This is a genomic window from Mycobacterium sp. IDUB_37, assembly GCF_055419245.1.
Window position 1 is genome coordinate 763,067 of record NZ_JBVAXG010000002.1, and the last position, 24,767, is coordinate 787,833.

Here is a 24,767-nt window from a genome sequence, read left to right on the forward strand (position 1 = left end):
GTGCGGTTTATGCGTATTCATGAGGTTCGAGCACGGCGCAGCGCCGACGACTTTCCGCGCGGCGAACATCTGGCCGCCAAGGTTGCCGAGGTAGCTGCCGACCCGGTAGCCGTGCCAGCAGAGACCGAGTCCATGGTGCTCAACCGGCTCATCGACAACGCCGCGGTTTCGGCGGCCTCGGTGATCCGCCGGCCCGTCGCGACGGCCCGCGCACAGGCGCTGGCCCACCCGGTGTCCAGGCGCGGCGCGAAGGTGTTTGGAATTGAGGGCGACTACTCGCCGGAGTGGGCGGCGTGGGCCAACGGCGTGGCGGTACGTGAGTTGGATTTTCACGACACTTTTCTGGCCGCGGAGTACTCCCACCCCGGTGACAACATCCCACCCATGGTCGCCGTGGCTCAGCACCTCGGGATCGGGGGAGCCGACCTGATCCGTGGCCTTGCCACCGCGTACGAGATCCAGATCGACCTGGTCAAGGGGATCTGCCTGCACGAGCACAAGATCGACCACATCGCGCACCTCGGGCCGTCGGTGGCGGCCGGCCTGGGGACGATGTTGCGCCTCGACAAGGAAGTCATCTACCAGGCGATCGGTCAGGCGCTGCACCTGACGACGTCCACCCGTCAGTCCCGCAAAGGTCTGATCTCCAGCTGGAAGGCGTTCGCCCCCGCGTGGGCCGGCAAGGTCGGCATCGAGGCCGTCGACCGCGCCATGCGCGGGGAAGGCGCGCCTGCCCCGATCTGGGAAGGCGAAGACGGGGTGATCGCCTGGCTGCTGTCGGGTACCGAGCACACCTATCAGGTGCCGCTCCCCGAAACGGGCGAGGCGAAGCGAGCCATTTTGGACAGCTACACCAAGGAACACTCGGCGGAATACCAGAGCCAGGCGCTGATCGACCTGGCCCGCCGGCTACGCGAGCGGATCGGTGACCTAGATCAGGTGGCGACGGTCGTGCTGCACACCAGTCACCACACGCACTACGTGATCGGCACCGGCGCCAACGATCCGCAGAAGATGGATCCGGACGCGTCCCGGGAAACCCTGGATCACTCGGTGATGTACATCTTCGCGGTCGCCTTGCAAGACGGCACGTGGCATCACGAACGTTCCTATGCTCCCGAGCGTGCGCACCGGCCCGATACCGTCGAACTCTGGCACAAGATCTCCACGCTGGAAGACCCGGAATGGACGCGGCGTTATCACGCAACCGATCCCGCGGAGAAGGCATTCGGCGCACGTGCCGAGATCACGCTGCGCAGCGGTGAGGTTATCGTCGATGAGATCGCGGTCGCCGATGCGCATCCGTTGGGCGCCAGACCGTTTGAACGTACGCAGTACGTCGCCAAGTTCACCGAGCTGGCCGAGGGTGTCGTCGATGACGCCGAGCAGCAACGGTTCCTGTCGGTGGTCGAAGGGCTGGCAGAGCAACAACCCGGCACCCTGGGTGCGCTGAACATCCTGGTAGATCCGCGAGTGCTCGACAAGGCGCCGACCATCCCGTCGGGGATCTTCGGATGAGTGGGCTGATCGGCAGCGCCGTGTCGGCGGCCGAGAAGCGATCGCGATTCCGCACAGCGCTGGAAAGCGGCCGACTGCAACGACTTCCGGGTGCGTTCTCGCCGCTCGTTGCCACGTTGATCGGCGAGCTCGGATTTGACGGGGTTTACGTTTCCGGCGCGGTGCTCTCCGCCGACCTCGGTCTGCCCGACATCGGCCTGACCACCCTGACCGAGGTCAGCACGCGGGGCGCGCAGGTCGCGCGGGTGACCGACCTGCCGACGCTAATCGACGCCGACACCGGCTTCGGTGAGCCGATGAGCGCCGCGCGCACCGTGAGCGTCCTCGAAGATGCCGGCCTGGCCGGATGCCACTTGGAGGATCAGGTGAACCCCAAGCGATGCGGCCACCTCGACGGGAAGGCGGTCGTTCCCACCGGCGAGATGGTCAAGCGACTGCGCGCCGCAGTCTCTGCCCGGCGGGACCCGAATTTCATTGTCTGCGCACGTACCGATGCCGCCGGCCTCGAGGGAGTCCCTGCGGCGATCGACCGGGCCAAGGCGTACGCCGACGCCGGGGCAGACCTGATCTTCACCGAAGCCCTCAGCACGCCAGCTGAATTCGAGCAGTTTCGCGACGCGGTCGGCACGCCGTTGCTGGCCAACATGACCGAGTTCGGCAAATCGCAGCTGCTGACCGCGCAGCAACTCGCCGACATCGGCTACAACGCGGTGATCTATCCGGTGACCACGCTGCGACTGGCCATGCATGCCGTCGAGGTCGGGCTTCGTGAAATCGCCGACACCGGAACACAATCCGGTCTGCTCGACCGGATGCAACATCGCCGCCGTCTCTACGAGCTCCTGCGCTACGCCGACTACAACCAATTCGATTCCGATATCTACAACTTCGCGCTTGAAGGAGTCACCGCATGAGTACTCTCGAAGACCAGCCGAGAATCTATAAGGGCCTGGCCGGCGTCGTCGTCGACACCACCTCGATCTCCAAGGTGGTCCCGGAGACCAACTCGCTGACCTACCGGGGCTACGCGGTGCAAGACCTCGCCGCGCAGTGCAGCTTCGAGCAGGTGGCTTATCTGCTGTGGCACGGAGAACTGCCCGACGAACCGCAGCTGGCGTTGTTCACCCAGCGGGAACGGGCCAACCGTCGGCTGAACCGTTCGATGCTGTCGTTGATCGCCAAGCAGCCGGATACCTGTCACCCGATGGACGTGGTGCGCACTGTGATCAGCTACCTGGGCGCCGAAGATGCCGAGGAAGACGACAGCAGTGTCGAGGCGAATTACGCCAAGTCGCTGCGGATGTATGCGGTGCTGCCGACCGTCGTCGCCGCCGACATGCGCCGCCGGCGCGGCCTGGAACCGATTGCGCCGCATAGCCATATGAACTACGCACAGAACTTCCTGCACATGTGCTTCGGGAATGTTCCCGAGCAGGTGATCGTGGACGCCTTCGAGCAGTCCATGGTGCTCTATGCCGAACACAGCTTCAACGCATCGACTTTCGCTGCGCGCGTGGTCACCTCGACCCAGTCCGACATCTACAGCGCGGTCACCGCTGCCATCGGCGCGCTCAAGGGACCGCTGCACGGCGGCGCCAATGAAGCCGTGATGCATGACATGCTCGAAATCGGCACTCCCGATCGAGCATTGTCGTGGCTGCAGGGCAAGATTGACCGCAAAGACAAGATCATGGGCTTTGGGCACCGGGTGTACAAGAGCGGTGACTCGCGGGTGCCGACCATGAAGAAGGCGCTGGAACGAGTCGCCGCAGTCCGAGACGGGCAACGCTGGCTGGACATCTATGAGGTCTTGGAGCGCGGGATGGCGGCCGCCAACGGCATCAAGCCGAACCTGGACTTCCCGACCGGTCCGGCCTATCACATGATGGGATTCGACATCGGTTGCTTCACACCGATCTTCGTGATGAGCCGGATCACCGGCTGGACCGCGCACATCATGGAACAGACGGCATCCAACGCGTTGATCCGTCCGCTCAGCGAGTATGTCGGACCGCCGCAACGAACGCTCAAGCTGAACCGGTGATCTCGAAAGTTCTGGTCGCGAACCGGGGCGAGATCGCGATCCGGGCATTTCGCGCCGCATACGAGTTGGGTATCGGCACGGCTGCGGTGTTCGCTATGGAGGATCGCAATTCCGCGCACCGGGCGAAGGCCGACGAGTCGTACCAGATCGGCGAAATCGGCCATCCGGTCCGGGCTTATCTCAACGTCGAGGAGATCGTGGCGACGGCGCCGGCGTGCGGTGCCGATGCCGTCTACCCCGGGTACGGATTCCTTTCGGAGAAGCCCGAATTGGCGGCAGCCTGCGCGGCGGCCGGGATCACGTTCGTCGGCCCGTCGGTGTCCGTGCTGGAGTTGACCGGCAATAAAGCACGCGCAATCGATGCGGCGCGGGCGGCGGGGCTTCCGGTGCTGGCGTCCTGCGCACCCTCGTCGTCAGTTGGGAGTTGCTCGCGGCTGCCGAACGGATGCCGTTCCCGCTCTTCGTCAAGGCGGTCGCCGGGGGTGGTGGTCGTGGCATGCGCCGGGTCGCCCGAGCGCGTCAATTCTGCTCGAGTATGAGGTTGACGAGCCTTGCGGCTAGCCGCCCCACTTGGCGGCTTCGGCCCCGTCCCGGGCCAGCATCGCCATGGTGTTCGACTCGTGCGTGCTCGCCATCGACTGGTAGGCCCGCACCAGGTCTTGCATCGCCTGGTTCCACTGCGCCTGCCAGGCTTGGTACGTCAGCCCGGTGTCACCCTGCCACGCGTTCTGCAGAGCAGCCTGCTCAGCGGAGATATCGGCACCCAACCCGCTCATCGTGCCCGCGTAGCCCGACATCTCCCCAGCGTGCGCCAGCATCGCCGGGTAGTTGTACATGATCTGCGACATAACAAACCTCTCTGGTGAATTCCGGCTCAGAACCCGGTGTAGGTCGACGCGGCAGCGGCGTCGGCAGCAACGTACGTACCCGCGGCGTCACCGAGGTTCGCCTGCGCGATATCCAGCAACGTGTTGACCCGCGCGGCCACCTCCACGAACCGGGCATGTGCGGCCTGAAACGCTGCCGCCGACTCACCCTGGTGGAACGCCTGCGCCGACATCGCCGCCTGCTCAGCCTGGCCGATCGTGTGCCGCAACAACCCCGCCTTGGCGCCGAACGCCGCCTGCGAAGACACCAACTGAGGAATGTGAGCGTCCAAAAGACTCATTGCGTCTCTCCTTCCGAACCTTGGGGGTACATGTGATTCATTTCTCTACGGATAGTCCTGTGAAATCGGCGTGCTACCAGCCGTACGTGGCGGCTGCTGCCGCGTCGCCCGCGAGGTAGCTGGCGCCGGCTTCGCCGACACCCACACCCGCACGGCCCAGTTCCTCGACACCTTGCGCGGCAACCACGGCGTGCTCCTCGCCGAGTGCGCTGAACCCTGCGGCCGTCTCCAGGGACACCGGATCCGCGGCCGGCGGCACCACCGCGGTGATCAGCGGAGCCGCGCTGGCATGCGCAGCCGCCAACCGCGCTGTCAAGGCCTCCACCGCAGCGCTGGCCCCGGCCAGTCCCTCGGGTACCACTCGCAACGTCATCGCACACACTCCTTTGCTGCGTTTGCCCGTCATCAGCAGAGAGGCGATGGCGGCGAAATCCATTGTGCCCGCATTCCTGTTCGCAGGGGTCGCAAAGCCGATTTGCTGACCCTGCGAGTTGGGCGGCGCCGTCAAGCTTTCCGGCGATCACTCCATCGATCCATCACCTGGCCGGCGAAGTCAAGCAGCTGGTCAAGGGTGGGAAACAGCGCGAATGCGTCCACGATCGCTTCGTCGGCACCGGACCCGGCGAGGTGATCGAGTCTGCCGGCAACTGAGTCAACGGACGTGCCCGGGTCGAGATTGATCCGCATGGCCGTCTTGAGCGCGTCAGGATCGCGGTCGGCGTCCTGCGCCGCGCGGCGCGCGATCGACCACAGGTGGTCGGTGACCTCGGCCTGCAGCCCCTCGACGCCGAGCCAGCCGGTGCCGCTGCGGCCGACCCGGCGCATCGCGGCCTCGCTGGCACCGCCGATCCAGATGGGCGGACCGCCGGGCTGGACCGGGCGCAGGTCGGCATGGACCGGCGGCAGGGAGAAGAACTCGCTCTCCCAGGACACCGGATTGGTCGTCCACCACTCGTGCAGGAAGGCCAGCACGTCATCGAGCATCTGCCCGCGCCGGCGCCAGTCCGCGCTGCGGGCGATGTCATGTTCGTCCTTCATCCACCCAATTCCCACGCCGACGCTGAGGCGGCCGTCGCTGAGCACGTCCAGCGTCGTCAGCAGCCGCGCCAGGTGAACCGGCTCGTAGTAGAACGTGCTGAGCGTGCTGGCGTTCAGCCGAATCCGGCTGGTCGCCGCCGCGGCGACCGTCCACAGCAGGACCGGATCGAGGTAACGGGTCATCTGCGGCGGGTACGGCTGCTCTTTGCCCGGATACGTGCTGTGCATATCAACTGGCGTGACCAGGCGATCGCCGACCCACAGGGTGTCGTAGCCGAGATCCTCGAGTCCTCGGCAGAACGCGCTGAGACCAGCGGCGCTGCTAATTGCGGGCCCGACTATGGGAATTGCGAAACCGAGCTTCATCGCGAAGACCTTTCGTTGATTTGTCAACAAGCAACGGGGCGTACGACGGCCCTGCTCGTGCGGCTCAGGCGGGCACGGAGGCGCCGAGGGCGAAATCGAAGTTCCCCATCCCATGACGGGCAAGACCCATCATGACCAGCCCCGTTCCTTCCAGCCAGTGCGCCATCTGCAAACCGCCGATGTCCAGCGGGCGCAGCTTGAGGCTCTCGACGAACTTCGCGACACTCGCCTTTGCAGGTGCGTCGTCTCCGGCAATGAACACGTCGAGCGGCCGTCCCTTGGCCAGGACAACTCCGAAAATTGTGTTGAATGCTTTGATCACCCTGGCGCTGGCCGGGGCCGCCTCGGCAACTTCCTGCGCGATCGAGGTGTTGTCCGGGATGGCCAGCCCGTCGGCAGCGGAATTGAACGGGTTGCTGATGTCGACGATGACCTTGCCCGCGAGTGCGTCTCCGTACTGGGTGACGACCGGAATCACGTTGGCGTACAACAACGCCACGATGACGATGTCCCCGGCCGGGACGGCGCCGAACTCTCCCGTTGTGACGCCACCGCCGAGAGTCTTGGCCAGGTCGGCGGCCTTGGCCTGATCGCGGCCGATGACCTCGACGGTATTGCCGCCCGCTACCGCCAGCGTGCCGATGGCGCGGGCCATGTTCCCGGTCCCGATGATGCTGATGTTGCTCATTCGATGTCCCGTCCTGAGTTGCGATCGAAAATGGTTGACGTCTCTACCTTATTGGGGGTTTGTTGATACGTCAACCAACTAGGTAGCATGTGGGGATGGAACCGAACTGGCTGAGCCCGCACGAGGACCGCGCTTGGCGTGCGTTCATGCACGCGCATCATCTGCTCGTCGTGCAACTGAACCGGGGCTTGCAGGAATCGGGCCTATCCGGAGCCGACTACGAGGTACTGGCGGTGCTCTCCGGTCACGACAAGGACCGCATGCCCGCCCACGAGCTGTGCAACACCCTGGACTGGGAGAAGAGTCGCGTCTCCCACCAGGTGCGGCGCATGGAGAAGGACGGGATGATCCGCCGCGAGCCCAACCCCGATGACGCCCGCAGCACCATGGTCTGCCTGCTACCGGCAGGCCGCGCCGCCATCGAGAAGGCAGCGCCAGGGCACGTGGCGGACGTCCGCCGGAACTTCGTCGACCTACTTACCCCGGCTGAGCTCGAGATGTTCGCCGCCCTCAACGAACGAATCCTGCACCACCTGGCCGAAGACGGTGGCTCGACCGGCGAAGGTGAGCCCAACTAGCCATGTCGGGTTTGCTGGTGGCCGGAACGACGAGCGATGCAGGCAAGAGCACCGTCACCGCCGGACTGTGTCGGGCGCTGGCCCGACGTGGCGTCAGGGTGGCTCCGTTCAAGGCGCAGAACATGTCCAACAACTCGATGGTCTGTATCGGCCCGGACGGCTCGGGGGCGGAGATCGGCCGCGCGCAGTGGGTGCAGGCGCTCGCCGCGAAGGCGACGCCCGAACCGGCCATGAACCCGGTGCTGCTCAAGCCGGCCAGTGACCAGCGCAGCCATGTGGTGTTGATGGGAAAACCGTGGGGTCAGGTGGCGTCGGCGGATTGGCTGGAGGGACGACGGGCACTGGGGGAGGCCGCGCACCGGGCCTTCGACGATCTCGCCGCCCGCTACGACGTCGTCGTCGCGGAAGGGGCCGGTAGCCCGGCCGAAATCAACTTGCGCGCAGGCGATTACGTCAACATGGGGCTGGCGCGCCACGCTGGGCTGCCGACTATCGTCGTCGGTGACATCGACCGCGGCGGGGTGTTCGCGGCATTCTTGGGCACCGTTGCGCTGCTGTCGGCGCAGGACCAGGCGCTGGTGGCGGGGTTCGTGGTCAACAAGTTCCGCGGTGATCTCGACCTGCTGACACCGGGTCTGCGCGACCTGGAACTTCTGACCGGACGAACGGTGTACGGCACCCTGCCGTGGCACCCCGACCTGTGGCTGGACTCCGAAGACGCACTCGACCTGGAGGGCAGGCGCGCCGCCGGAGCGGGCACGCGTCGGGTTGTTGTCGTGCGTTTGCCACGGATCAGCAATTTCACCGATGTCGACGCCCTGGGTCTGGAACCCGATCTGGATGTCGTGTTCGCTTCCGACCCCCGCGCACTGGGCGATGCCGACCTGATCGTCCTACCGGGTACCCGCTCGACGATCGCCGATCTCGGCTGGCTGCGGGCGCGAGGTCTGGACCGGGCGGTGCTGGCGCACGCCGCGGCGGGTAAACCGCTGCTCGGCGTCTGCGGCGGATTTCAGATGTTGGGCCGAGTGATACGTGACCCAGACGGGGTCGAAGGTTCGGCGGCCGAGGTAGCGGGCCTGGGTTTGCTGGACATCGAGACCACGTTCGGCGCCGAGAAGGTGCTGCGGCTACCCCAGGGATCCGGCCTCGGAGTTGCCGCATCGGGCTACGAGATTCACCACGGCCGGATCACCGCCGGCGACTCGGTTGAGGAGTTCCTCGGCGGCGTGCGCCAGGGACGGGTGTTCGGCACGATGTGGCACGGCTCGCTGGAAGGCGATGCCCTGCGCGGGGCGTTCCTGCGCGAGACGCTCGATTTGGCGTCGGGCGCGTGCTTTCCGGTCGCGCGCGAACGCCGCCTCGACCTGCTGGGCGACCTCGTCGAACAGCACCTCGACGTCGGTGCCCTGCTCGACCTGGCCCGGAGCGGGTGCCGGGTGGGACTGCCCTTTCTGCCGCCGGGCGCGCCGTAGAAGCTGCTAGGAGCCGCCCTGGCCGCCCGTGCCCCCGGTTCCACCCGTGCCGGGTGACCCGCCGGTATTGCCGCCGGGCAGACCACCTGGTCCGGCACTGAAGCCTGGGCCGCCCGACGAGCCCGGATTGCCGCCGTTGCCGTCACCGCCGGTGCCGCCGCCGCCGCCGGGGCCGCCGTTGCCGCCGAGGCCGCCGATGTTGCCGAGGAAGCCGCTGGCGGTGCCTCCGGTGCCGCCCGAGCCGCCCATGCCGCCTTTTCCGCCGAGGCCGCCAGGAAAACCTGAATTCTGCGAGGCACCGCCGGTGCCACCAGCGCCACCGGTACCGCCCACACCAGCCGCTCCGCCGGTGTTGACGAGGCTGTTGGCCGAGTTGCCGCCGTTTCCGCCGAGCCCGCCGGTGCCGCCGACACCGCCGTCACCGGGTTTGATGACGTTGGTCCCCTCAGAGCCGGCGCCGGCAACCCCGCCGTTTCCGCCGAATCCGCCGAGTCCGCCGAAGTTGGTGGCGGTCGCGCCGGTGCTCGCACCGCCGGTGCCGCCGTTACCACCGGTCCCGCCCTTGCCGCCCATGGCCTGCACTCCGTTGAGCGGATCCGGGGTGCCACCGTTTCCGCCGGCGCCGCCGGTCCCGCCCAGGCCGCCGGTAGCGACGAGATCGCCGACACCGCCGGCGCCGCCCGCGCCGCCGTTGCCGCCGTTGCCGCCCGCAATGCCCTGCGGGGCAAATTGATTGACGGCAAAGTTATCGGCGCCGTTGCCGCCAGTGCCGCCGGCGCCCCCGCTTCCGCCCGAACCACCCAGCAGGCTGATGCTGCCGCCGCGGCCGGCCGTTCCGGCGGCGCCGCCGTTTCCGCCGTTACCGCCGGCGGCGGCGGTCGGGCCGATGGCGTTGCCGCTGCCACCGCTGCCGCCGTTACCCCCACCGCCGCCGGCGCCACTGGAGCCGCTCGTGCCGCCGCGACCCGAGTTGCCCCCATTGCCGCCGTGCCCACCGACGCCGCCGTCGCCGCCGCGGTCGGCGCCTACCGCGCTGAAGTCGTTGCCGTTGGTGCCATTGCCGCCTGTCCCACCGCCGCCACCGGTACCCCCGTCGCCCGCCGAGAACAGGCCGGTGCCGGCAGTGCCGCCGTTGCCGCCGAGGCCGCCAGCGCCACCGGATGGCGCTGCGATTCCGCCGCTGCCGGTGTCTGCGCCACCGTTGCCGCCCACCCCGCCGCGGCCGCCGGCGCCCGCGTCGCCGCCGGTGCCGAGGAAGCTCGAGCCGCCGCCACCGCCATTGCCGCCGGTACCGCCCGCGAAGCCGGTCTGACCGGCACCGCCGGTCGCGCCTGCTCCGCCGGTACCGCCAGCGCCGCCATGTCCGCCGTTCCAGCCGATCAGTGCCCTGTTGGCACCGCCTGCCCCGCCGTCGCCACCGGTTCCGCCGACTCCGTTACCGGTGCCGCCGCTCCCGCCGGTACCGCCCGCGCCGCCGCTCCCACCGAAGAAGCCGTTGGCCCCGCCCGCACCGCCGACACCGCCGTTGATGCTGCTTGCCGATCCGGCGCCGCCGACGCCACCGGCCCCGCCGGAGCCGAACAGCCACCCGCCGTTGCCACCGCGTCCGCCCGCAGCACCACCAACTCCACCAGCGCCGCCATTACCGCCTCGGCCGAGGAACCCAGCGGACCCGCCGGCTCCGCCGCTACCGCCGGGCGCCCCTGACCCGCCATTGCCGCCATTGCCAAACAGGATCCCGCCGGCTTGGCCGTTCTGGCCGGTGCCGGGTGCGCCGTTGGTGCCGTTACCGATCACCGGTCGGCCGAACAGCAATTCGGACGGCGCGTTGATCGGGAAAAACAGGAGGTCCTCAATGCTCATCGCCTCAGCGCCCATGTATCCCTGAGCGCTCAAGTGGAGAGTTTGGGCGAATTGCTGTTGGAACGCCGTCGCCTGGGCGCTGATCGCTTGGTACTCCTGAGCGTGCGTGCCGAAAATTGCGGCGATCGCTGCGGACACCTCATCCGCACCGGCAGCCAGCACCGACGTGGTTGACGACGACGCCGCTGCGTTGGCCTGCCCGATGGCGGCCGCGATGCCGCCGAGGTCGGCCGACGCTGCCGCCAACGACTCAGGAACTGCGATCAGATATGACATATGGCCTCCCCCAGCCGAGAAGTGCAACCCGCGTCATGCCCGAACATCCGCAGGTAAATAGACCGCGGACATTACGCGGGCGCGGGCGACTTTTGTTCGGAATTGCGCGAATTCCCTAGGGGGGAGCGCTGTTAGGAGCCACCCGGGCCGCCGGCACCGCCGGGACCGCCTGCTCCGCCGGACTTGACGGCGCTACTAGGCCGGCCCGCCGCATTGCCATACCAGGCTGTGACTGCCCGTCATCGTCGGGTTGCACCACATGGTCCGCCCGGTGGCGTCTTTGGTGGTGGCGTGCAACGTCAAGCACGAGTCGCCCGGCGACAGCGGCGGCGTACCGACTGCCAGGGCGAGGTATCGAAGTCTGCTCATGTCCTGTTCCTTCAGCCGCCCAAGTCGCCCGTCGGCAACACAGCTCACGGTATCGAGCGCCTTACGGGCTGACAAAGGATTGTGCGAGAACCTGGGCAGGCCGTTAGAACACGTTCTAGTCTTTCGACCATGGGATTTCTCAAGCCCCAACTGCCAGAACTCGACATGGCCGAGTGGAGCAAGGGCACCCGCAGTGAAAAGATCCAGCCGATGGCCCGGCACTGGGCCGAAGTGGGCTTCGGTACGCCCGTAGTGCTGCATCTGTTCTATGTCGTCAAGATCCTGCTCTACGTCTTGTTCGCCTGGTTGATTGTGTTCTCTACCAAAGGGATCGACGGTTTTACCGACGTTCGGGCGTGGTACGCGGAGCCTATCGTGGTCGAGAAGGTCGTGCTGTACACGATGCTGTTCGAGGTCGTCGGGCTCGGCTGCGGTTTTGGGCCGCTGAACAACCGGTTCTTCCCGCCGCTGGGCTCGATCCTGTATTGGCTGCGGTTCGGCACCATCCGGCTACCACCGTGGCCCGACCGTGTTCCGATGACCTTTGGCACCAAACGAAAGCCGCTGGACGTCGCCTTGTACGCGCTGCTGCTGGTTTTGCTGGTGACGGCGTTGTTCACCGATGGCAGCGGCCCGATACCGGCGTTGGGGACCACGGTCGGGGTGTTGCCGACGTGGCAGATCGTGGCAATTCTGCTGGTGCTGGGCGCGGCCGGACTTCGCGACAAGGTGATCTTCCTGGCCGCCCGCGGGGAGGTCTACGGTTCGCTGACGGTGACGTTCCTCCTTCCAGGAGTGGACATGATCATCGCCGCCAAACTGGTGTTTCTGGTGATCTGGATGGGGGCGGCGACGTCCAAACTCAACAAGCACTTCCCGTTCGTGATCTCCACGATGATGTCCAACAACCCGCTGATGCGCCCCCGATGGCTCAAGCGGTTGTTCTTCGAGAAGTTCCCCGACGACCTGCGACCCGGACGGCTGTCCCGAATCGTCGCCCACATCAGCACTTTCATCGAAATGGTGGTGCCGGTGGTGCTGTTCTTCTCCCACGACGGTTGGCCGCTGAAGGTGGCCGCGATCGTCATGCTGCTGTTCCACTTCGGGATCCTTTCCGCGATCCCGATGGGCGTCCCGCTGGAGTGGAATGTTTTCATGATGTTCGGCGTGCTCTCGCTGTTCGTCGGTCATGCCCAGCTGGGTCTGACAGACCTCAAATACCCAGTGCTGGTGGGCATTCTGTTCGCCCTGCTGGTGAGCATCGTGATTGCCGGCAACCTGTTCCCGCGCAAGATCTCGTTCCTGCCGGGCATGCGATATTACGCCGGAAACTGGGACACCACGCTGTGGTGCATCAAGCCGTCGGCGAGCGAGAAGATATCGCGGGGCATTGTGGCGATCGCCAGCATGCCGCAAGCGCAGCTCGAGCGGTTCTACGGCAGTCCGGAGGCCGCGCAGATCCCGCTGTTTATGGGATATGCCTTCCGCGGCTTCAACACTCACGGCCGGGCGCTGTTCACCTTGGCGCACCGCGCAATGGCGAACCAGGACGAGGACGACTACGTCCTCACCGACGGTGAGCGGATCTGCAGTACCGCCATCGGATGGAATTTCGGTGACGGCCACATGCACAACGAGCAGTTGATCCAGGCGATGCAGCGGCGTTGCCAGTTCGCGCCAGGTGAGGTGCGGGTCGTACTGCTCGATGCCCAACCGATCCACCGTCAGACACAGCGGTATCGGCTCGTCGACGCGGCGACGGGGGAGTTCGAGCACGGGTTCGTGCGGGTGGCCGACATGGTGACCCGGCAGCCCTGGGCCGACGATGTGCCGGTCGAGGTGCTGTCGGAGTAGGGCTCGCGGCGTTAGCTGCCACCTAGCCCGCCGGAGCCGCCGGTGCCCCCGGTGCCGCCGCCACCGCCGGTCGGACCGGTGGGTCCGTCGCCGTTGTCGCCGCCGGTGACCGGTCCGCTGCCGCCGCCGGTACCGCCGCCGGCCCCGACGCCGCCATTGCCGCCGATCCCGCCGGTAGCGCCGTCGCCGCCTTTTCCACCGGTCCCGCCGGTGCCGTTGCCGCCCAGCCCGCCGTTACCGCCTGCTCCGCCGCCGGGGGCGGTGGCGTTGCCTGTCGCTGTGTCCGCGCCGCCGTCCCCGCCGTTGCCGCCCCGGCCGCCGGCGCCACCGCTACCGCTACCGCTGACACTGACGGGTCCGGCGGCATTGGCGCCGTTGCCGCCGGCACCCCCGTTACCGCCCAGCCTGACGTTGGCACTCGGCGCTTTGCTGAGGCGCATTCGAAATTCACACCTAAGGGCTTTCCGCGCGCACCTCTTTCGCCGCGGCCACCATGTGCTGCAGGGACTTGGTCACCTCATCGACATTGCGAGTCTTGAGGCCACAGTCGGGATTTACCCAAAGCCGCTCTGCCGGTACAGCTTTCAATGCAGAGCGCAAGGATTCGGCCATCTCGGCGGTGCTGGGCACCCGTGGTGAGTGGATGTCGTAGACACCCGGACCCACGCTGTTGGAGAAGCCGATCGCGTTGAGATCGTCGAGTACCTCCATATGTGACCGGGCCGCCTCGATGGAGGTGACGTCGGCGTCCAGGTCGGCGATCGCGCCGATCACCTCACCGAACTCCGAATAGCAGAGGTGGGTGTGGATCTGGGTCGAGTCGGCGACGCCGGAGGTGGCCAACCGGAAAGACCCGACGGCCCACTCCAGGTACTCGTCCTGGTCGGCGCGACGCAGCGGCAACAGCTCCCGCAACGCGGGCTCGTCGACCTGGATGATGGCGATGCCGGCGGACTGAAGATCCACCGTCTCGTCGCGGATGGCCAGGGCCACCTGGTTTGCGGTGTCGGCCAGCGGCTGGTCGTCGCGGACGAACGACCACGCCAGGATCGTCACCGGACCGGTGAGCATGCCCTTGACCGGCTTGTCGGTCAGCGACTGCGCGTAGGTGGCCCAGTCGACCGTCATCGTCTGCTGCCGGATCACATCGCCGAACAGGATTGGCGGACGCACGCAGCGGCTGCCGTAAGACTGCACCCAGCCGTTGTGGGTGGCGAAGAAGCCCTCCAGCTGCTCGGCGAAGTACTGCACCATGTCATTGCGTTCCGGCTCGCCGTGCACCAGCACGTCGATCCCGAGCTCTTCCTGCAGCTTGATGACGTCGGAGATCTCCTGCTTCATCCGCCGCTCGTACTCGGCCTGGTCGATGTCCCCGGCACGCAGCGCCGCGCGGGCGATGCGGATCGCCGAGGTCTGCGGGTAGGAGCCGATCGTCGTGGTGGGCAGCACCGGCAGGTCCAGCCGCTCCTCCTGGCTGGCCCGACGGTCCGCCGCGTCGCCGCGCTGGGTGCCGGACTCGACGATGGAGTCGATGCGCGCCCGAACCTGGTCGTTGTGCAGACGTGGGTCCTCCTTGCGGGAGGCCACCGCGGCGTTGGATGCCGCGATTTCATCGGCGACCGCCTCGCGTCCTTCGCGCAGCGCGCGGGCGAGGGTGGCCACCTCGGTGACCTTTTCGGCGCCGAACGCCAGCCAGCTACGCAGGTTGTCGTCCAGATCGGTCTCCGGCTCGAGCGAGTACGGCACGTGCATGGTGGAGCACGAGGTAGAGACCGCGACCGACGCCGCCAAACCCTGCAGGGACGCGAGTTTGCCCAGCGCCGCCTCCAGGTCGGTACGCCAGATGTTGCGTCCGTCCACGATGCCGGCCACCAGCGTCTTGCCGGCCAGTTCAGGCACGGCGGCGAGGGCAGTGTCGGCGCCGTAGACCAGGTCGACGCCGATCGCTTCGACGGGCGTGCGGGCCAGCCCCGCCAGCGAATCGCCGGGGTCGCCGAAGTACGTGGCGACGAAAATGGACGGTCGGTTCGCCGCCGCACACAACGCGGTGTAAACGGCCTCGGCCAGCGCCGGTGCGTCGGGGGAGATGTCGGTCACCAGCGCCGGCTCGTCGAACTGCACCCACTGTGCGCCGTTGTCGGCGAGCAGCGAGAGCAACTCGGAGTAGACGGGCACCAGTTCCTTGAGCCGCTCGATCGGTGCAGACGCACCGTCCACTGCCTTGCTGAGCAGCAGGAAGGTGACCGGCCCGATCACTACGGGACGCGCCGGAATGCCTTGTTCCTGCGCCTCTTTCAGCTCGGAGAGCACCTTGTCGGGGTTCAGCGAAAAGCGGGTTGCGGGTCCGACCTCGGGAACCAGGTAGTGGTAGTTGGTGTCGAACCACTTGGTCATCTCCAGCGGTGAGACGTCGTCGTTGCCGCGTGCGGCGGCGAAGTAGCGGTCGAGTTCGTCGGAGATACCGCTGACCCGGTCCGGGAGCGCGCCGACCAGCACCGCGGTGTCCAGCATCTGGTCGTAGTAGGAGAAGGTATTGATCGGGACCGAATCCAGGCCGGCGGCGGCCAGGTCCGACCACGTGTCATGGCGGAGAGTCGCGGCGACCGACTCAAGGTCGGATCGGCTTTTGCGTCCCGCCCAGTAGCCTTCGGTCGCGCGCTTGAGTTCGCGGCGCGGACCGATGCGGGGGGAGCCGGTGACGGTTGCGGAAAATGGTTGAGCGCTCACTGCTGGTCGTCCTTCAATTGACGGGTGGGTCACCGCCCGCGGACGCGCAGCCATTCCGTTCGGGGGTGCGCCAGCTTTCTGTACTCGAGCCCGCATACCACCGAAACAGCTTGGCCAAACGCCCATTCCACGAGGCGATGTGCCGCCGGACGCGGCGCGTCCGACACAGCTGGCAGGTCTTCGGACTCACAGGCGCGCACCTTCGAAGGTGCTCCTACTGGCCGTCGCTTCCCAGCCCCAAGATCGAGACCAGTGCTTCTTCATATCGAATACGGCGTTCGTTCCTGCATACCGCTGCGGGACAGTTCCGGATTCTCACCGGATTCCCTCTCACGACGCCTCGATGCGCCGCTCGATGCCGCTACCACGTGGGCAACGGCAGACCAGTTGCGTGGTCAACGCTACTCCGCGGGGTGGTCGCGGCTAAAATCCCGCCTGAGCGGGCCGCTTGCCGCGGATCGGAGTTGGAATGAAGGCGCGTGATTTCAAGCAGTCGTTCGTCAATTCGGCAGATGGCACTTCGATCGCCATCGACACCATTGGTTCCGGGCCTGGGCTGGTCGTCCTGACGCCACCGCCGCACGCGCTATCGCTGACATATCGCCGCACGCACAGGCGCACGTCCTCCCCGGGCTGGACCACAACGCGCCACTCCTGCGTCCGCAGCAGTTGGCAGCACAACTGCGCGATCTGAACCTTAATTCGTCAAGTCGCTAGCGCTTCAGCGTTAGGAACGTTGGGTCTGCCTGTTAAGGCTCCGGCACAGGTGCCAGGGCGGGGTCGTAGGGTTCAGGGTTGACCTCCGCCAAATCGCCGGATTGCGGCGCGCGCCACAGCACGGCCTTGATGGCCGCGGCAACTTCGACCAGGTTGTTGTCCAGGGGCCGGGGCAGGAGTCGTTGGGCGGCGTCGAGTCGGTGCAGCAACGTATTGCGGTGGGTGTAAAGCCGTTTGGCGGCGCGTGAGGCATTGCATTCCGCGTTGATGTACACCAACAACGTCTTGTGCAGCGTCGGGCTTGCCGACTCGAAGTCGCCGAGCGTAGCCCTGATGAATTCGTCCGCGCCCTCGGGGCTTTCGGTGAGCAAGGCGACCAACTGGATATCGGTGAAGGAGGCGATCTGCTGACGTGACCGCAGCCGGACCAGCGTGCGTTGCGCAGTCATCGCCTCGCGGTGGCTACGCCGAAACCCCTCGAATCCGGCGGTGGTATTTCCGAGCGCTATTCGTGCGTCCGGTGAATTCTTGACCACGTCGCGGAGCTGTTCGGGGTCGACGCAAACCACATCGTTGACCCACACCCAGCGGGTGGACGCGCTGGCGACGACGGTGATCGCGCGCTTGCTGTCGACGGCCTGCTGGACCGCTTCGGCGAGCTGGTCCAGGCGGGTCGCGTCGATGTCGGGTCCGTCGGACCAGATGATGGCGGCGGTGTGCGGCTGCTCGAAAACGATGCCCAGTTGCTGTTCGGCCCGCTCCACGTCGACGGCGGCCCCGTTGAGGATGAGCTCGACGAGTTTGCGGTGCCGGGCCGTCTTGTGTTGGGTCAGCTCGGCGTATTCCAGCTGCATTTGCGCGGTGATGCCGGCGACCGTGTCATCGACGAAGTCGCTGGCCGACCGGAAGGGCAACTCGAGCAGCTGTCGCAACTCATCCGGATCGGAAGTGAGTTCGAAGGCGATTTCCGTCCAGCGCCGCCAGGCGACGTTCTGCACGACGCGGTAGACCTCGAGCGCTGAAGTGTCCAATCCTCGACGCACCAGGTCCCGAGCCATCCGCATGGTCTCGACACCCAGATTGGGCGGCACCGGGGCGCCCGGGCTGCGCAGCATCGCGGATGCGAAATAGATCAAGGTTGCCCGGTTGGCCCGCGAAACAATTGTCGCCAGGCTGGGATCGTTGGAGATCGGCGCCAGAGTTTGCAGCACGCTGCGATCGAATTCGTCGAGCCACTCCCGGCTCGGATTCAGCGCGACCCACGCCGCCTTGCGAATCAACTCTTGAACCCGAGGTGAGGGTTCCGGCACTGCCACGACCCTGATCTTAGGGCTTATGTGCTGGTTGCAGCCCGCCCAATTGCTGCCGGGCACGCTCGTCTCGATGCGTTCAGCGCAGACTCGATGTCGGGCGCCGCAGGTGTTGGCCCGACTAGTCGACTCCCGCGAGTGCCTCGGCGATGGGCACATCGCCGCCGTTGAAGTTGATGGTGCGGTGGATGGTCGAGTCGGTTTGCAGCGTGGCGGCAACGACGAGTGCGACGTCCGCGCGCGACACCTGACCTTTGTCCTCGTCGACCGCGATCCGCCCCGTGGCCGGCTCCAAGGTGAGCCGGCCCGGCCCGAGCACGGTCCAGTCCAGTTCGCTGGATCGCAGATGAGCGTCTGCGGCCGCTTTGGCTTCCGCGTAGTGAAAGAAAGAGTCGCTCGCGGGCACGCCATGGTTCGGGCCGGCGCCGAAGTAGGAAACCATCACGAACCGGCGCACACCCGCCTGGGACGCCGCATCGATCACCCGGATCGCTGCGTCGCGGTCGACGGCGTAGGTGCGGGCCGGGTCGCCGCCGCCTGCTCCGGCCGAGAAGACCACCGCGTCATGCCCGGCCAAGAGATCCGCCAACGCGTCCGTGGCGAGATTCTCGATGTCGGCGGGCACCGGCTTGGCGCCGGTTTCAGCGATGTCCTGGGTGTGGTCGGGGTTGCGGAAGACTGAGGTCACCTGTTCGCCGCGGTCGGTCAGGATGCGGGACAGCTGCAACGCGATCTTGCCGTGGCCGCCGATAACGATGATGTTCGCCATTCTTCGACGCTAGCGCGGAACTCGACCGGGTGACCCACCGCACCGGACACCGGGTACCGCAACGTCGTGCGGAACATCTGTTTGGTCCGGTCCGTGGGTTATTTGCCGCGTACGGCGACACCGCGCAGGACCGTGTCGCGCGCGAGGATAAGCGACGTCCGAGTGCCCACCGCGCGCAGGATGTTCTCCGGTATCCACTGCATGCCGATTGTGCACCGGGCGAGCATGGTGGCTGACGGTGCTTCAGTCCGGATCTCCGTCGACCGAATGCCCTCGGAGAGCAAGGATTTCATCTGACGCAGCCGCGTCGTATACGACCAGCCCGGGTTCACCGTGTCCCGGGGAGGTGATTGGCGCATCCAGGCGAGCTGAATCCGGAACTCGTCGGAAAATTGGTCCAATGCATTGACATTGACCCAACTCAGCGCGTCCAGCTTCTCGATCGGTGTTGCGTCCGAACGCAGTACGTCGATCCATCCCGCTTCGACCTTCTGGCCGAACGAACGCATGATCGACGCCAGCAGTTCGTCTTTGGAGCCGATCACCCGATAGACCGTTCCGGTGCCCAAGCCGGCCGCCGACGCGATGTCTCTGATTGTGGTGACTTCATATCCCTTGCGGCCGAACTCTGTTCGAGCCACCGCCCGCAGGTGTGCCGCTTTGTCGCTGGGGTCTGCTTCGCTGTCGTCGGCCCAGCTTTCGATCACCTTGGCGGCCGCCGCGAATGCCTTCGACCGGTCCAGCGCCCTGTCTGCGGGTGGCCGGGAAGCCAAGCCCTGCAGAATTATTCGGCACAACAGCCCGGCTACCTGATCTGCGGAGGAGTTGTGCCGCATGACGTCCAGGCCCACCTGCAGCATGGTCTGGCAGATCCGGTCGGCCAGCGTGGGCAGGTCACCGTCGGCCTTGATGTAGCCGCTCCACCGGGCCGCGCGCAGCGTTTGCAGCATCGCTTCCTGTATTGCGTTGGGCCGCTGCTGCGTCAGCTTCATCAGCTCGGGATCCGCTGAGGGGCCCTCGAAGAACGACATCTGCAGTGCCGCACGGTGTCGCACAGCACAATTGGCGATCGCCTGGCCCAACTCGATGATCTGATCGGCCGGGGGCCGCGAGTCCGGGGCGTCCAAACGGGCTTGGGCGCTGAGCCCGACGCGGTTCAGGTCGGCCTGATAGCGGCGGATGAGCTCGACCAGGATCGCTTCTTTGGATTCGAAGTGGTGGTACAAGCTACCCGGCAGGATGCCTGCCGCTTCGGCGATCTCCTGCAGTGAGGTACGCAACCCTGACGATGCGATGAGTGATGCCGCCGTTTCGAGGATCTCGGTTCGGCGTGTCCCGGATTCGGTAGTGCTGTCCGTCATGGTTCGACGGCCGCTGGTCCGGAGGATCGCGGTGTCGGCACCATGGGAAGATTCGCCCTCCTGATGAACCAAATCTTTGTCAGAGATTATCAGACTGATCGCGGCAAAAGCGCTGCGTACGGAGCCGGGATGGGCGCAGCGGGTCGCGACTGTCCCGGTTAGTCGGGTCCCCCGCGCCAGCCGTTCAAGGCGACCACCTCGTCGACGGGCAGCCGGCGGGCCGGCCGGAAGGTGTGCCCCGCACGCAACCGCCCGACGGGCAGTAGACAGCCCTGCACATAGTCCGGCGGGATTCCCAGCAGTTCCCCGACGGCGGTCTCGTGGTGCAGGTGCAAGGTGGTGATGCAGGTGCCGTAGCCGCGAGTGTGCAGCGCGAGTTGAAAGTTCCACACCGCGGGGAAGATCGACCCGTACAACGTGGCCAGATGAAAGGACTCGTCTCCTTCGATGCGCGGCAGGTACGGCCGATAGCAGGGAATGACGAGCACCGGGACCGATGCCATGTTCTCGACCAGCCACTCCGTCGACGACATCAGCCTGGTCTCCGGCGTGCCGGCCGGCATCAGCTCAGCCAGAAGCTGTCCGCCGACCCTGAGCAGATACGCCTCGCGGTACAGCCGCGCAACCTCGTTCCGCAATTCGGGATCGGTGATCAACAGCCAGCGCCAGGTCTGTTGATTCGAGCCGTTGGCCGCCTGCAACCCGATCCCCAGGCATTCGCGAATGTCGGCGAGATCGACGGGCGCATCGAGGTCCAGCGACTTGCGCGCCGAGCGGGTGGCGTTGAGCAGGTACGAGATGCCCGGATCGACTGAGGTCATTGCTGTCCCCTCTTGACAAGGCACGCACCGACTTCGGTGAGATATCGGTCCGGTCCATCCAGAAACGCGCTCCAGCTCAGCAGCCGTTTGAAATAGAGGTGCGCATCGTGTTCCCAGGTGAAACCAATGCCGCCGAAAACTTGTATCGCGGTGTCGCCGACGCCGGCCAACCGGCCGCTGAAAGCCTTGGCGCGGACTGCAGCGAGATGGCGCTCGGCGGCGTCTGCGTGGTCAGCCGCCCACAACGCATGGATCACCCCGCTGCGCGCCAACTCAACTGTCTCGTACATGTCGACACACAGGTGCTGGATCGCCTGAAACGATCCGATCGCATGGCCGAATTGCTCTCGCGTCTTTGCATATTCGACGGCCATGTCCAGCAGGGAGCGCGCCGCTCCCAGCGCGTCGGCCGCCATCGCAATGAGCACGTCATCGGTTGCCGCCTGGATGGATTCCGGTGTCGCCGCCCCGAGTCGTTGCGCCGCCACGCCGTCTAATTCGACCCGAAACTGCTTGCGGGTCTTGTCGATACCGCGTTCACCGGTCACCAAGATGCCGGCGGCATCGGTCTTGACCGCGAACAGTCCGGTGCCGTCGCGATCTTGTGCCGACACGAGTAGCAGGTCTGCGGCGGCGGCGTCGGGAATAAGGCCGATCTCGCCGGTCAGGGCTATGGCGCCATCGGTGCTTTCGACCGCTGTCACGCTGCCGGTATCGGCCAGAGCAAGGGTGACGATGGCTCGGCCGTCGGCGATCTCGGTGAGGATCTCGGCTGCCGCTTCGCTGCCCAGTCGGGTCAGGATGCGTACCGCGCCGACCGCGGTGGACAACCACGGCCCAGGATGCAACGCGGCGCCGGCTTCTTCGGCCACAATGCCGGCCTCGACCATCGTCAAGCCTGCGCCGCCGTATTCCTCCGGTACCAGCAGGCCGGTCGCGCCGAGGTCGGCGAGGCCGCGCCAGACCGCGTCGGTGGTTCCAGTGGGTTCGTCGAGCAGTGGACGCACATGTCCCGAAATCGGTGCTCGCTCAGCAAGATAGCGCCGTACCGTGTCACGGAGTGCGACTTGCTCTGCAGTCAGTTCGAGATTCATTTGCGCGGCAGCCCCAGTACCCGTTGGGCGGTGATGTTCTTGTTGATCTGGGTGGTGCCGCCCGCGATGGTCAGCGACCGCGAGGTCAGGCGGTAGTCCACCCATTGGCTCTTGCCCATCGCGGTGCCCAGCACGTCGAAGGCCAAGGCGGCCAGATCCTGCCCGATCTCACCCCACACGGTCTTCGCCAGGCTCGCCGAACCGAAGGCATCACCACCATGCAGCGACGCCGAGATGGATCGCTGACAGAGCACTTCGAGATACTTGATGCGGACCGCGATCTCGCCGAGTCGCCGCAAAGTCACGGGGTCATCAGCCGCACCGGCAGCGACGAGGTCTGACACCAGTTCGTCCAGTCGCACGTGCATCTCCGCGTATAGCCTTGCGGCCCCGGCCCGCTCGTGGCTCAGTGTGGTGGTGGCCACCTGCCAACCCGCGTTCAGCGGCCCGAGTAATGCGTCGGCCGGGACCCGTACGTCGTGAAAGTAGACCTCGGCGAAGTCGGTGTCGCCGTTGAGCGTGACCAGAGGGCGGACCTCGATGCCAGGCAGCGACATGTCAACGATCAGGCACGAGATCCCCTTGTGCTTGGGAGCCTCGGGATCGGTGCGCACGTAGAGCTGGCACCAGTCGGCCCGGTGTCCCAGCGATGTCCAGATCTTCTGGCCGTTGACGACGAAGTCCCCACCTTCTGGGCCGTCGCGTGTCGCTCGGGTGCGCAGTGCAGCGAGGTCGGATCCCGCTTCGGGCTCGGACATCCCCTGGCACCAGATGTCGTCGGCACGCATCATCCGTGGCAGCAGCGTCTTCTTCTGGGCTTCGGTGCCGTATTGCATGAGGGCGGGAGCAATGTTGTTCAGCCCAATGACGTTGAGCGGCATCGGCACTCGCGCGCGTGTGGTCTCCTCGGTGTAAACCAGTTGCTCCAGCACCGTCGCCCCACGACCGCCGTACTCCTCGGGCCAGGAGACTGCCGCCCAACCGGCATCGGCCATCGTGCGATTCCAGGCGCGCAGCATTTCGAACGTGGCGTCGTCGCGTCCGGACGGGCGGCGCGCGGCGATCAGCTCGTCGGTCAGATTGGCGGACAGCCATTCGCGTAGCTCGGTACGGAATCGCTCCGCCTCTGGGGGGTATGAGAAGTCCACTTTTCGTGACTTTACCTGGGCTCATCGGGGACGGGTTCGAGCCTGCTGCCTTCTGGCGGCGGGAATTCGATGGGGGCGCCCCCTGGCATCGGGCTGACACCGCGCCGCGCACACACTTCCAGCACCTCATCGACGATCGTCGCCGGCACGATGAATCTGTCGGTCGAGGACATCTGCTCGAGGTGGGCTTCGATATCTTCTGCCGTCGGCCGGCTGTCGACGTCAGCCAACCAGCCCTCGGTCAATCCGACGAATATCCGCGCGTAGCGTCCGGCGGCGGCCGAATAGTTGCGGTGGGTGAACGTGCAGGCACTGCTTGCGAGGAAGCTGACCAGCGGCACCACGAGTTCGGGCCGGATGGCCTGCATGAAGCCGGATTCGGCGAGGAACTTCTCGTCACCGACGGTCTCGGTGACCATCCGCGAAAAGCCGTTAGGCATAACGGAATTGGCAAGAATTCCGTGCGCCTCACCCTCGATCGCAATCACGTTCGTCAACCCCACCAGGCCGGCCTTCGCCGCAGCGTAGTGCGCCTCCATCGGCTGACCGAAGATCCCCGCGGACGACGAGATGAACACGAATCGTCCGCCCCCGTTGTTCTTCATCACCCGGTACGCAGGCTGGGACAGATAGAAGCCGCCGTCGAGGTGTACGCGCAACATGCGCGTCCACTCGTCCTGCGAGAGATCTTCGAACGCCACACTGCCGAAGATCCCCGCGTTGCTGACGACCGCGTCGACTCGCCCGAATGTCTGCACGGCGGTGTCGATAATGGCCTGGCCGCCTTCGGGGCTGTCGACCGAGTCGTACGAGGCGATCGCGGTGCCCCCGGCCGTCTTGATCTCCTCGACCACTTCGTCGGCGACGCTGGAATCGCTGCCCGCGCCGCGCATGGAGCCGCCGATGTCGTTGACGACGACGGCAGCGCCGCGACGCGCCAGATCGAGGGCGTACAGCCTGCCGAGTCCGCGTCCCGCGCCGGTGACGACGGCGACCCGGTCGGTGAAATCAATCATGTTCTGCTCCTGAGGCGACCGTGCGTGACGCGGCAAGAGGCCGATCGTAGGAGGGGTCCGTCGTACCGTGCTGCGCGGTTCGAGATCCCGGGACCATCGCGATGGCTTGGTCGGTGAGCAGCGACTCTGATTCGTTGATGAACTCCACCAGGCAGACGCGATCGGTGATCGCCCAGCGTCCGTCCCGCCGTTCCAGGCGATCGATATAGCGGCCACCCGAGGTGGTCATGTGGTTTGCCGGTTCGCGGTCGGTCCCGACGAACAGGTAGTACGTCTCGGCGTGGGCTTCGTCTCCGTTGATGTCCACCCTGTGGTTGAGCAAGTAGTGCTGGTATCGGGTCTGCGTGCTGTGATACGCGAGTGCCCAGTCGATGAAATCGTCTACCACGCCGACGAACCCGACATGGTCGTCGACCGCGCCGTCGTGGTACGCCGATCGCAGCAGCGCGCGATCCTGTCGGTCAATTCCGCGCGCGTACCGCTGCATGCAATCGTAGATCTCCGCACGGTCGGTCAGCCGCCTGATTTGGTCTCGTAGCCCGCCGTCCACCGTCATATGTGTTGTCC

23 protein-coding genes, 1 pseudogene and 1 riboswitch are annotated in these 24,767 nt (G+C 66.2%); of the genes and pseudogenes, 7 read left to right on the top strand and 17 right to left on the bottom strand.

The genetic code is table 11. From position 1 onward, the window contains the following. The first annotated feature begins 9 nt into the window (after positions 1-9). From prpD to ACZY1I_RS10215, 4 genes and pseudogenes are all read left to right on the top strand, one after another. Positions 10-1,518, top strand: a complete 1,509-nt coding sequence (prpD, locus tag ACZY1I_RS10200) for a 2-methylcitrate dehydratase PrpD (protein WP_463754215.1) — start codon at positions 10-12, stop codon at positions 1,516-1,518. After that, positions 1,515-2,432 carry a methylisocitrate lyase gene (gene prpB, locus ACZY1I_RS10205; RefSeq protein WP_463754216.1) on the top strand — a complete coding sequence of 306 codons (918 nt, stop codon included), beginning with the start codon at positions 1,515-1,517 and terminating at the stop codon, positions 2,430-2,432. Before prpD ends, prpB begins: the two co-directional genes overlap by 4 nt. Further along, positions 2,429-3,562, top strand: coding sequence for a bifunctional 2-methylcitrate synthase/citrate synthase (locus ACZY1I_RS10210; RefSeq protein WP_463754217.1), 1,134 nt, complete (start codon positions 2,429-2,431; stop codon positions 3,560-3,562). The genes prpB and ACZY1I_RS10210 overlap by 4 nt, the downstream gene beginning before the upstream one ends. Next, positions 3,559-4,070: pseudogene (locus ACZY1I_RS10215) on the top strand (biotin carboxylase N-terminal domain-containing protein); the annotation flags it as partial. The gene ACZY1I_RS10210 and the pseudogene ACZY1I_RS10215, both read left to right, overlap by 4 nt. A 49-nt stretch (positions 4,071-4,119) precedes the next feature. Here the strand turns inward: ACZY1I_RS10215 and ACZY1I_RS10220 are convergent. From ACZY1I_RS10220 to ACZY1I_RS10240, 5 genes are all read right to left on the bottom strand, one after another. Next, positions 4,120-4,410 (bottom strand): WXG100 family type VII secretion target, encoded by a 291-nt coding sequence (locus ACZY1I_RS10220; protein WP_463754218.1) that lies wholly within the window; start codon positions 4,408-4,410, stop codon positions 4,120-4,122. Between the two features lie 26 nt (positions 4,411-4,436). Beyond that, a complete protein-coding gene (esxG, locus tag ACZY1I_RS10225) occupies positions 4,437-4,730 on the bottom strand; it encodes a type VII secretion system protein EsxG (RefSeq protein ID WP_463754219.1) in 294 nt (97 codons plus the stop codon). 73 nt (positions 4,731-4,803) lie between these two features. Beyond that, positions 4,804-5,103, bottom strand: coding sequence for a PE family protein (locus ACZY1I_RS10230; protein ID WP_463754220.1), 300 nt, complete (start codon positions 5,101-5,103; stop codon positions 4,804-4,806). A gap of 131 nt (positions 5,104-5,234) precedes the next feature. Continuing rightward, positions 5,235-6,134: a TIGR03619 family F420-dependent LLM class oxidoreductase gene (locus ACZY1I_RS10235; RefSeq protein WP_463754221.1), complete on the bottom strand. Its 900-nt coding sequence runs from the start codon at positions 6,132-6,134 to the stop codon at positions 5,235-5,237. 64 nt (positions 6,135-6,198) lie between these two features. Next, positions 6,199-6,822 carry an NADPH-dependent F420 reductase gene (locus ACZY1I_RS10240; protein ID WP_463754222.1) on the bottom strand — a complete coding sequence of 208 codons (624 nt, stop codon included), beginning with the start codon at positions 6,820-6,822 and terminating at the stop codon, positions 6,199-6,201. Between the two features lie 95 nt (positions 6,823-6,917). On the opposite strand from ACZY1I_RS10240, the gene ACZY1I_RS10245 reads away from it, so the two are divergent. Together ACZY1I_RS10245 and ACZY1I_RS10250 are read left to right on the top strand one after the other, a co-directional pair. Continuing rightward, positions 6,918-7,400 (top strand): MarR family winged helix-turn-helix transcriptional regulator, encoded by a 483-nt coding sequence (locus ACZY1I_RS10245; RefSeq protein ID WP_463754223.1) that lies wholly within the window; start codon positions 6,918-6,920, stop codon positions 7,398-7,400. 2 nt (positions 7,401-7,402) lie between these two features. Next, positions 7,403-8,875: a cobyric acid synthase gene (locus ACZY1I_RS10250; protein WP_463754224.1), complete on the top strand. Its 1,473-nt coding sequence runs from the start codon at positions 7,403-7,405 to the stop codon at positions 8,873-8,875. 6 nt (positions 8,876-8,881) lie between these two features. Here the strand turns inward: ACZY1I_RS10250 and ACZY1I_RS10255 are convergent, their stop codons facing one another. Both ACZY1I_RS10255 and ACZY1I_RS10260 read right to left on the bottom strand, forming a co-directional pair. Then, positions 8,882-11,014, bottom strand: coding sequence for a PE family protein (locus ACZY1I_RS10255; RefSeq protein WP_463754226.1), 2,133 nt, complete (start codon positions 11,012-11,014; stop codon positions 8,882-8,884). 195 nt (positions 11,015-11,209) lie between these two features. Further along, positions 11,210-11,383 (bottom strand): hypothetical protein, encoded by a 174-nt coding sequence (locus tag ACZY1I_RS10260; RefSeq protein WP_463754227.1) that lies wholly within the window; start codon positions 11,381-11,383, stop codon positions 11,210-11,212. A 129-nt stretch (positions 11,384-11,512) separates the two neighbouring features. Between ACZY1I_RS10260 and ACZY1I_RS10265 the strand changes: the two genes are divergently transcribed. Beyond that, positions 11,513-13,237 (top strand): DUF3556 domain-containing protein, encoded by a 1,725-nt coding sequence (locus ACZY1I_RS10265; protein ID WP_463754228.1) that lies wholly within the window; start codon positions 11,513-11,515, stop codon positions 13,235-13,237. A gap of 11 nt (positions 13,238-13,248) precedes the next feature. On the opposite strand, the gene ACZY1I_RS10270 is transcribed toward ACZY1I_RS10265, so the two are convergent. The 10 genes from ACZY1I_RS10270 to ACZY1I_RS10315 all read right to left on the bottom strand — a co-directional run bounded on the left by ACZY1I_RS10270 (position 13,249) and on the right by ACZY1I_RS10315 (position 24,756). After that, entirely contained in the window at positions 13,249-13,677 is a 429-nt protein-coding gene (locus tag ACZY1I_RS10270; RefSeq protein WP_463754229.1) for a hypothetical protein, read from the bottom strand. 13 nt (positions 13,678-13,690) lie between these two features. Beyond that, entirely contained in the window at positions 13,691-16,018 is a 2,328-nt protein-coding gene (gene metE, locus ACZY1I_RS10275; RefSeq protein WP_463754230.1) for a 5-methyltetrahydropteroyltriglutamate--homocysteine S-methyltransferase, read from the bottom strand. 100 nt (positions 16,019-16,118) lie between these two features. Then, positions 16,119-16,348: riboswitch (cobalamin riboswitch) on the bottom strand. Positions 16,349-16,713: 365 nt separating this feature from the next. Then, on the bottom strand, positions 16,714-17,997 hold the full coding sequence (locus ACZY1I_RS10280) for an Rv1453 family transcriptional regulator (RefSeq protein WP_463754231.1): 1,284 nt from the start codon (positions 17,995-17,997) through the stop codon (positions 16,714-16,716). Between the two features lie 115 nt (positions 17,998-18,112). Beyond that, positions 18,113-18,760 (bottom strand): SDR family oxidoreductase, encoded by a 648-nt coding sequence (locus ACZY1I_RS10285; protein WP_463754232.1) that lies wholly within the window; start codon positions 18,758-18,760, stop codon positions 18,113-18,115. A gap of 98 nt (positions 18,761-18,858) precedes the next feature. Beyond that, positions 18,859-20,121, bottom strand: coding sequence for a TetR/AcrR family transcriptional regulator (locus tag ACZY1I_RS10290; protein WP_463754233.1), 1,263 nt, complete (start codon positions 20,119-20,121; stop codon positions 18,859-18,861). Positions 20,122-20,279: 158 nt separating this feature from the next. Then, positions 20,280-20,942: a nitroreductase family protein gene (locus tag ACZY1I_RS10295; protein ID WP_463754234.1), complete on the bottom strand. Its 663-nt coding sequence runs from the start codon at positions 20,940-20,942 to the stop codon at positions 20,280-20,282. Next, positions 20,939-22,036 carry an acyl-CoA dehydrogenase family protein gene (locus tag ACZY1I_RS10300; RefSeq protein WP_463754235.1) on the bottom strand — a complete coding sequence of 366 codons (1,098 nt, stop codon included), beginning with the start codon at positions 22,034-22,036 and terminating at the stop codon, positions 20,939-20,941. Before ACZY1I_RS10300 ends, ACZY1I_RS10295 begins: the two co-directional genes overlap by 4 nt. Further along, positions 22,033-23,184 carry an acyl-CoA dehydrogenase family protein gene (locus ACZY1I_RS10305; protein WP_463754236.1) on the bottom strand — a complete coding sequence of 384 codons (1,152 nt, stop codon included), beginning with the start codon at positions 23,182-23,184 and terminating at the stop codon, positions 22,033-22,035. The genes ACZY1I_RS10300 and ACZY1I_RS10305 overlap by 4 nt, the downstream gene beginning before the upstream one ends. An 11-nt stretch (positions 23,185-23,195) precedes the next feature. Continuing rightward, positions 23,196-24,200: an SDR family NAD(P)-dependent oxidoreductase gene (locus ACZY1I_RS10310; protein WP_463754237.1), complete on the bottom strand. Its 1,005-nt coding sequence runs from the start codon at positions 24,198-24,200 to the stop codon at positions 23,196-23,198. Further along, positions 24,193-24,756, bottom strand: a complete 564-nt coding sequence (locus ACZY1I_RS10315) for a nuclear transport factor 2 family protein (protein WP_463754238.1) — start codon at positions 24,754-24,756, stop codon at positions 24,193-24,195. Before ACZY1I_RS10315 ends, ACZY1I_RS10310 begins: the two co-directional genes overlap by 8 nt. Between the last annotated feature and the right edge of the window lie 11 nt (positions 24,757-24,767).

What these genes read in the sequence shown, in the direction of transcription:
- prpD (WP_463754215.1), top strand. Translation starts at nt 10, where the DNA reads ATGCGTATTCATGAGGTTCGAGCACGGCGCAGCGCCGACGACTTTCCG.
- prpB (WP_463754216.1), top strand. Translation starts at nt 1,515, where the DNA reads ATGAGTGGGCTGATCGGCAGCGCCGTGTCGGCGGCCGAGAAGCGATCG.
- ACZY1I_RS10210 (WP_463754217.1), top strand. Translation starts at nt 2,429, where the DNA reads ATGAGTACTCTCGAAGACCAGCCGAGAATCTATAAGGGCCTGGCCGGC.
- ACZY1I_RS10220 (WP_463754218.1), bottom strand. Translation starts at nt 4,410, where the DNA reads ATGTCGCAGATCATGTACAACTACCCGGCGATGCTGGCGCACGCTGGG.
- esxG (WP_463754219.1), bottom strand. Translation starts at nt 4,730, where the DNA reads ATGAGTCTTTTGGACGCTCACATTCCTCAGTTGGTGTCTTCGCAGGCG.
- ACZY1I_RS10230 (WP_463754220.1), bottom strand. Translation starts at nt 5,103, where the DNA reads ATGACGTTGCGAGTGGTACCCGAGGGACTGGCCGGGGCCAGCGCTGCG.
- ACZY1I_RS10235 (WP_463754221.1), bottom strand. Translation starts at nt 6,134, where the DNA reads ATGAAGCTCGGTTTCGCAATTCCCATAGTCGGGCCCGCAATTAGCAGC.
- ACZY1I_RS10240 (WP_463754222.1), bottom strand. Translation starts at nt 6,822, where the DNA reads ATGAGCAACATCAGCATCATCGGGACCGGGAACATGGCCCGCGCCATC.
- ACZY1I_RS10245 (WP_463754223.1), top strand. Translation starts at nt 6,918, where the DNA reads ATGGAACCGAACTGGCTGAGCCCGCACGAGGACCGCGCTTGGCGTGCG.
- ACZY1I_RS10250 (WP_463754224.1), top strand. Translation starts at nt 7,403, where the DNA reads ATGTCGGGTTTGCTGGTGGCCGGAACGACGAGCGATGCAGGCAAGAGC.
- ACZY1I_RS10255 (WP_463754226.1), bottom strand. Translation starts at nt 11,014, where the DNA reads ATGTCATATCTGATCGCAGTTCCTGAGTCGTTGGCGGCAGCGTCGGCC.
- ACZY1I_RS10260 (WP_463754227.1), bottom strand. Translation starts at nt 11,383, where the DNA reads ATGAGCAGACTTCGATACCTCGCCCTGGCAGTCGGTACGCCGCCGCTG.
- ACZY1I_RS10265 (WP_463754228.1), top strand. Translation starts at nt 11,513, where the DNA reads ATGGGATTTCTCAAGCCCCAACTGCCAGAACTCGACATGGCCGAGTGG.
- ACZY1I_RS10270 (WP_463754229.1), bottom strand. Translation starts at nt 13,677, where the DNA reads ATGCGCCTCAGCAAAGCGCCGAGTGCCAACGTCAGGCTGGGCGGTAAC.
- metE (WP_463754230.1), bottom strand. Translation starts at nt 16,018, where the DNA reads ATGGCTGCGCGTCCGCGGGCGGTGACCCACCCGTCAATTGAAGGACGA.
- ACZY1I_RS10285 (WP_463754232.1), bottom strand. Translation starts at nt 18,760, where the DNA reads ATGGCGAACATCATCGTTATCGGCGGCCACGGCAAGATCGCGTTGCAG.
- ACZY1I_RS10290 (WP_463754233.1), bottom strand. Translation starts at nt 20,121, where the DNA reads ATGACGGACAGCACTACCGAATCCGGGACACGCCGAACCGAGATCCTC.
- ACZY1I_RS10295 (WP_463754234.1), bottom strand. Translation starts at nt 20,942, where the DNA reads ATGACCTCAGTCGATCCGGGCATCTCGTACCTGCTCAACGCCACCCGC.
- ACZY1I_RS10300 (WP_463754235.1), bottom strand. Translation starts at nt 22,036, where the DNA reads ATGAATCTCGAACTGACTGCAGAGCAAGTCGCACTCCGTGACACGGTA.
- ACZY1I_RS10310 (WP_463754237.1), bottom strand. Translation starts at nt 24,200, where the DNA reads ATGATTGATTTCACCGACCGGGTCGCCGTCGTCACCGGCGCGGGACGC.
- ACZY1I_RS10315 (WP_463754238.1), bottom strand. Translation starts at nt 24,756, where the DNA reads ATGACGGTGGACGGCGGGCTACGAGACCAAATCAGGCGGCTGACCGAC.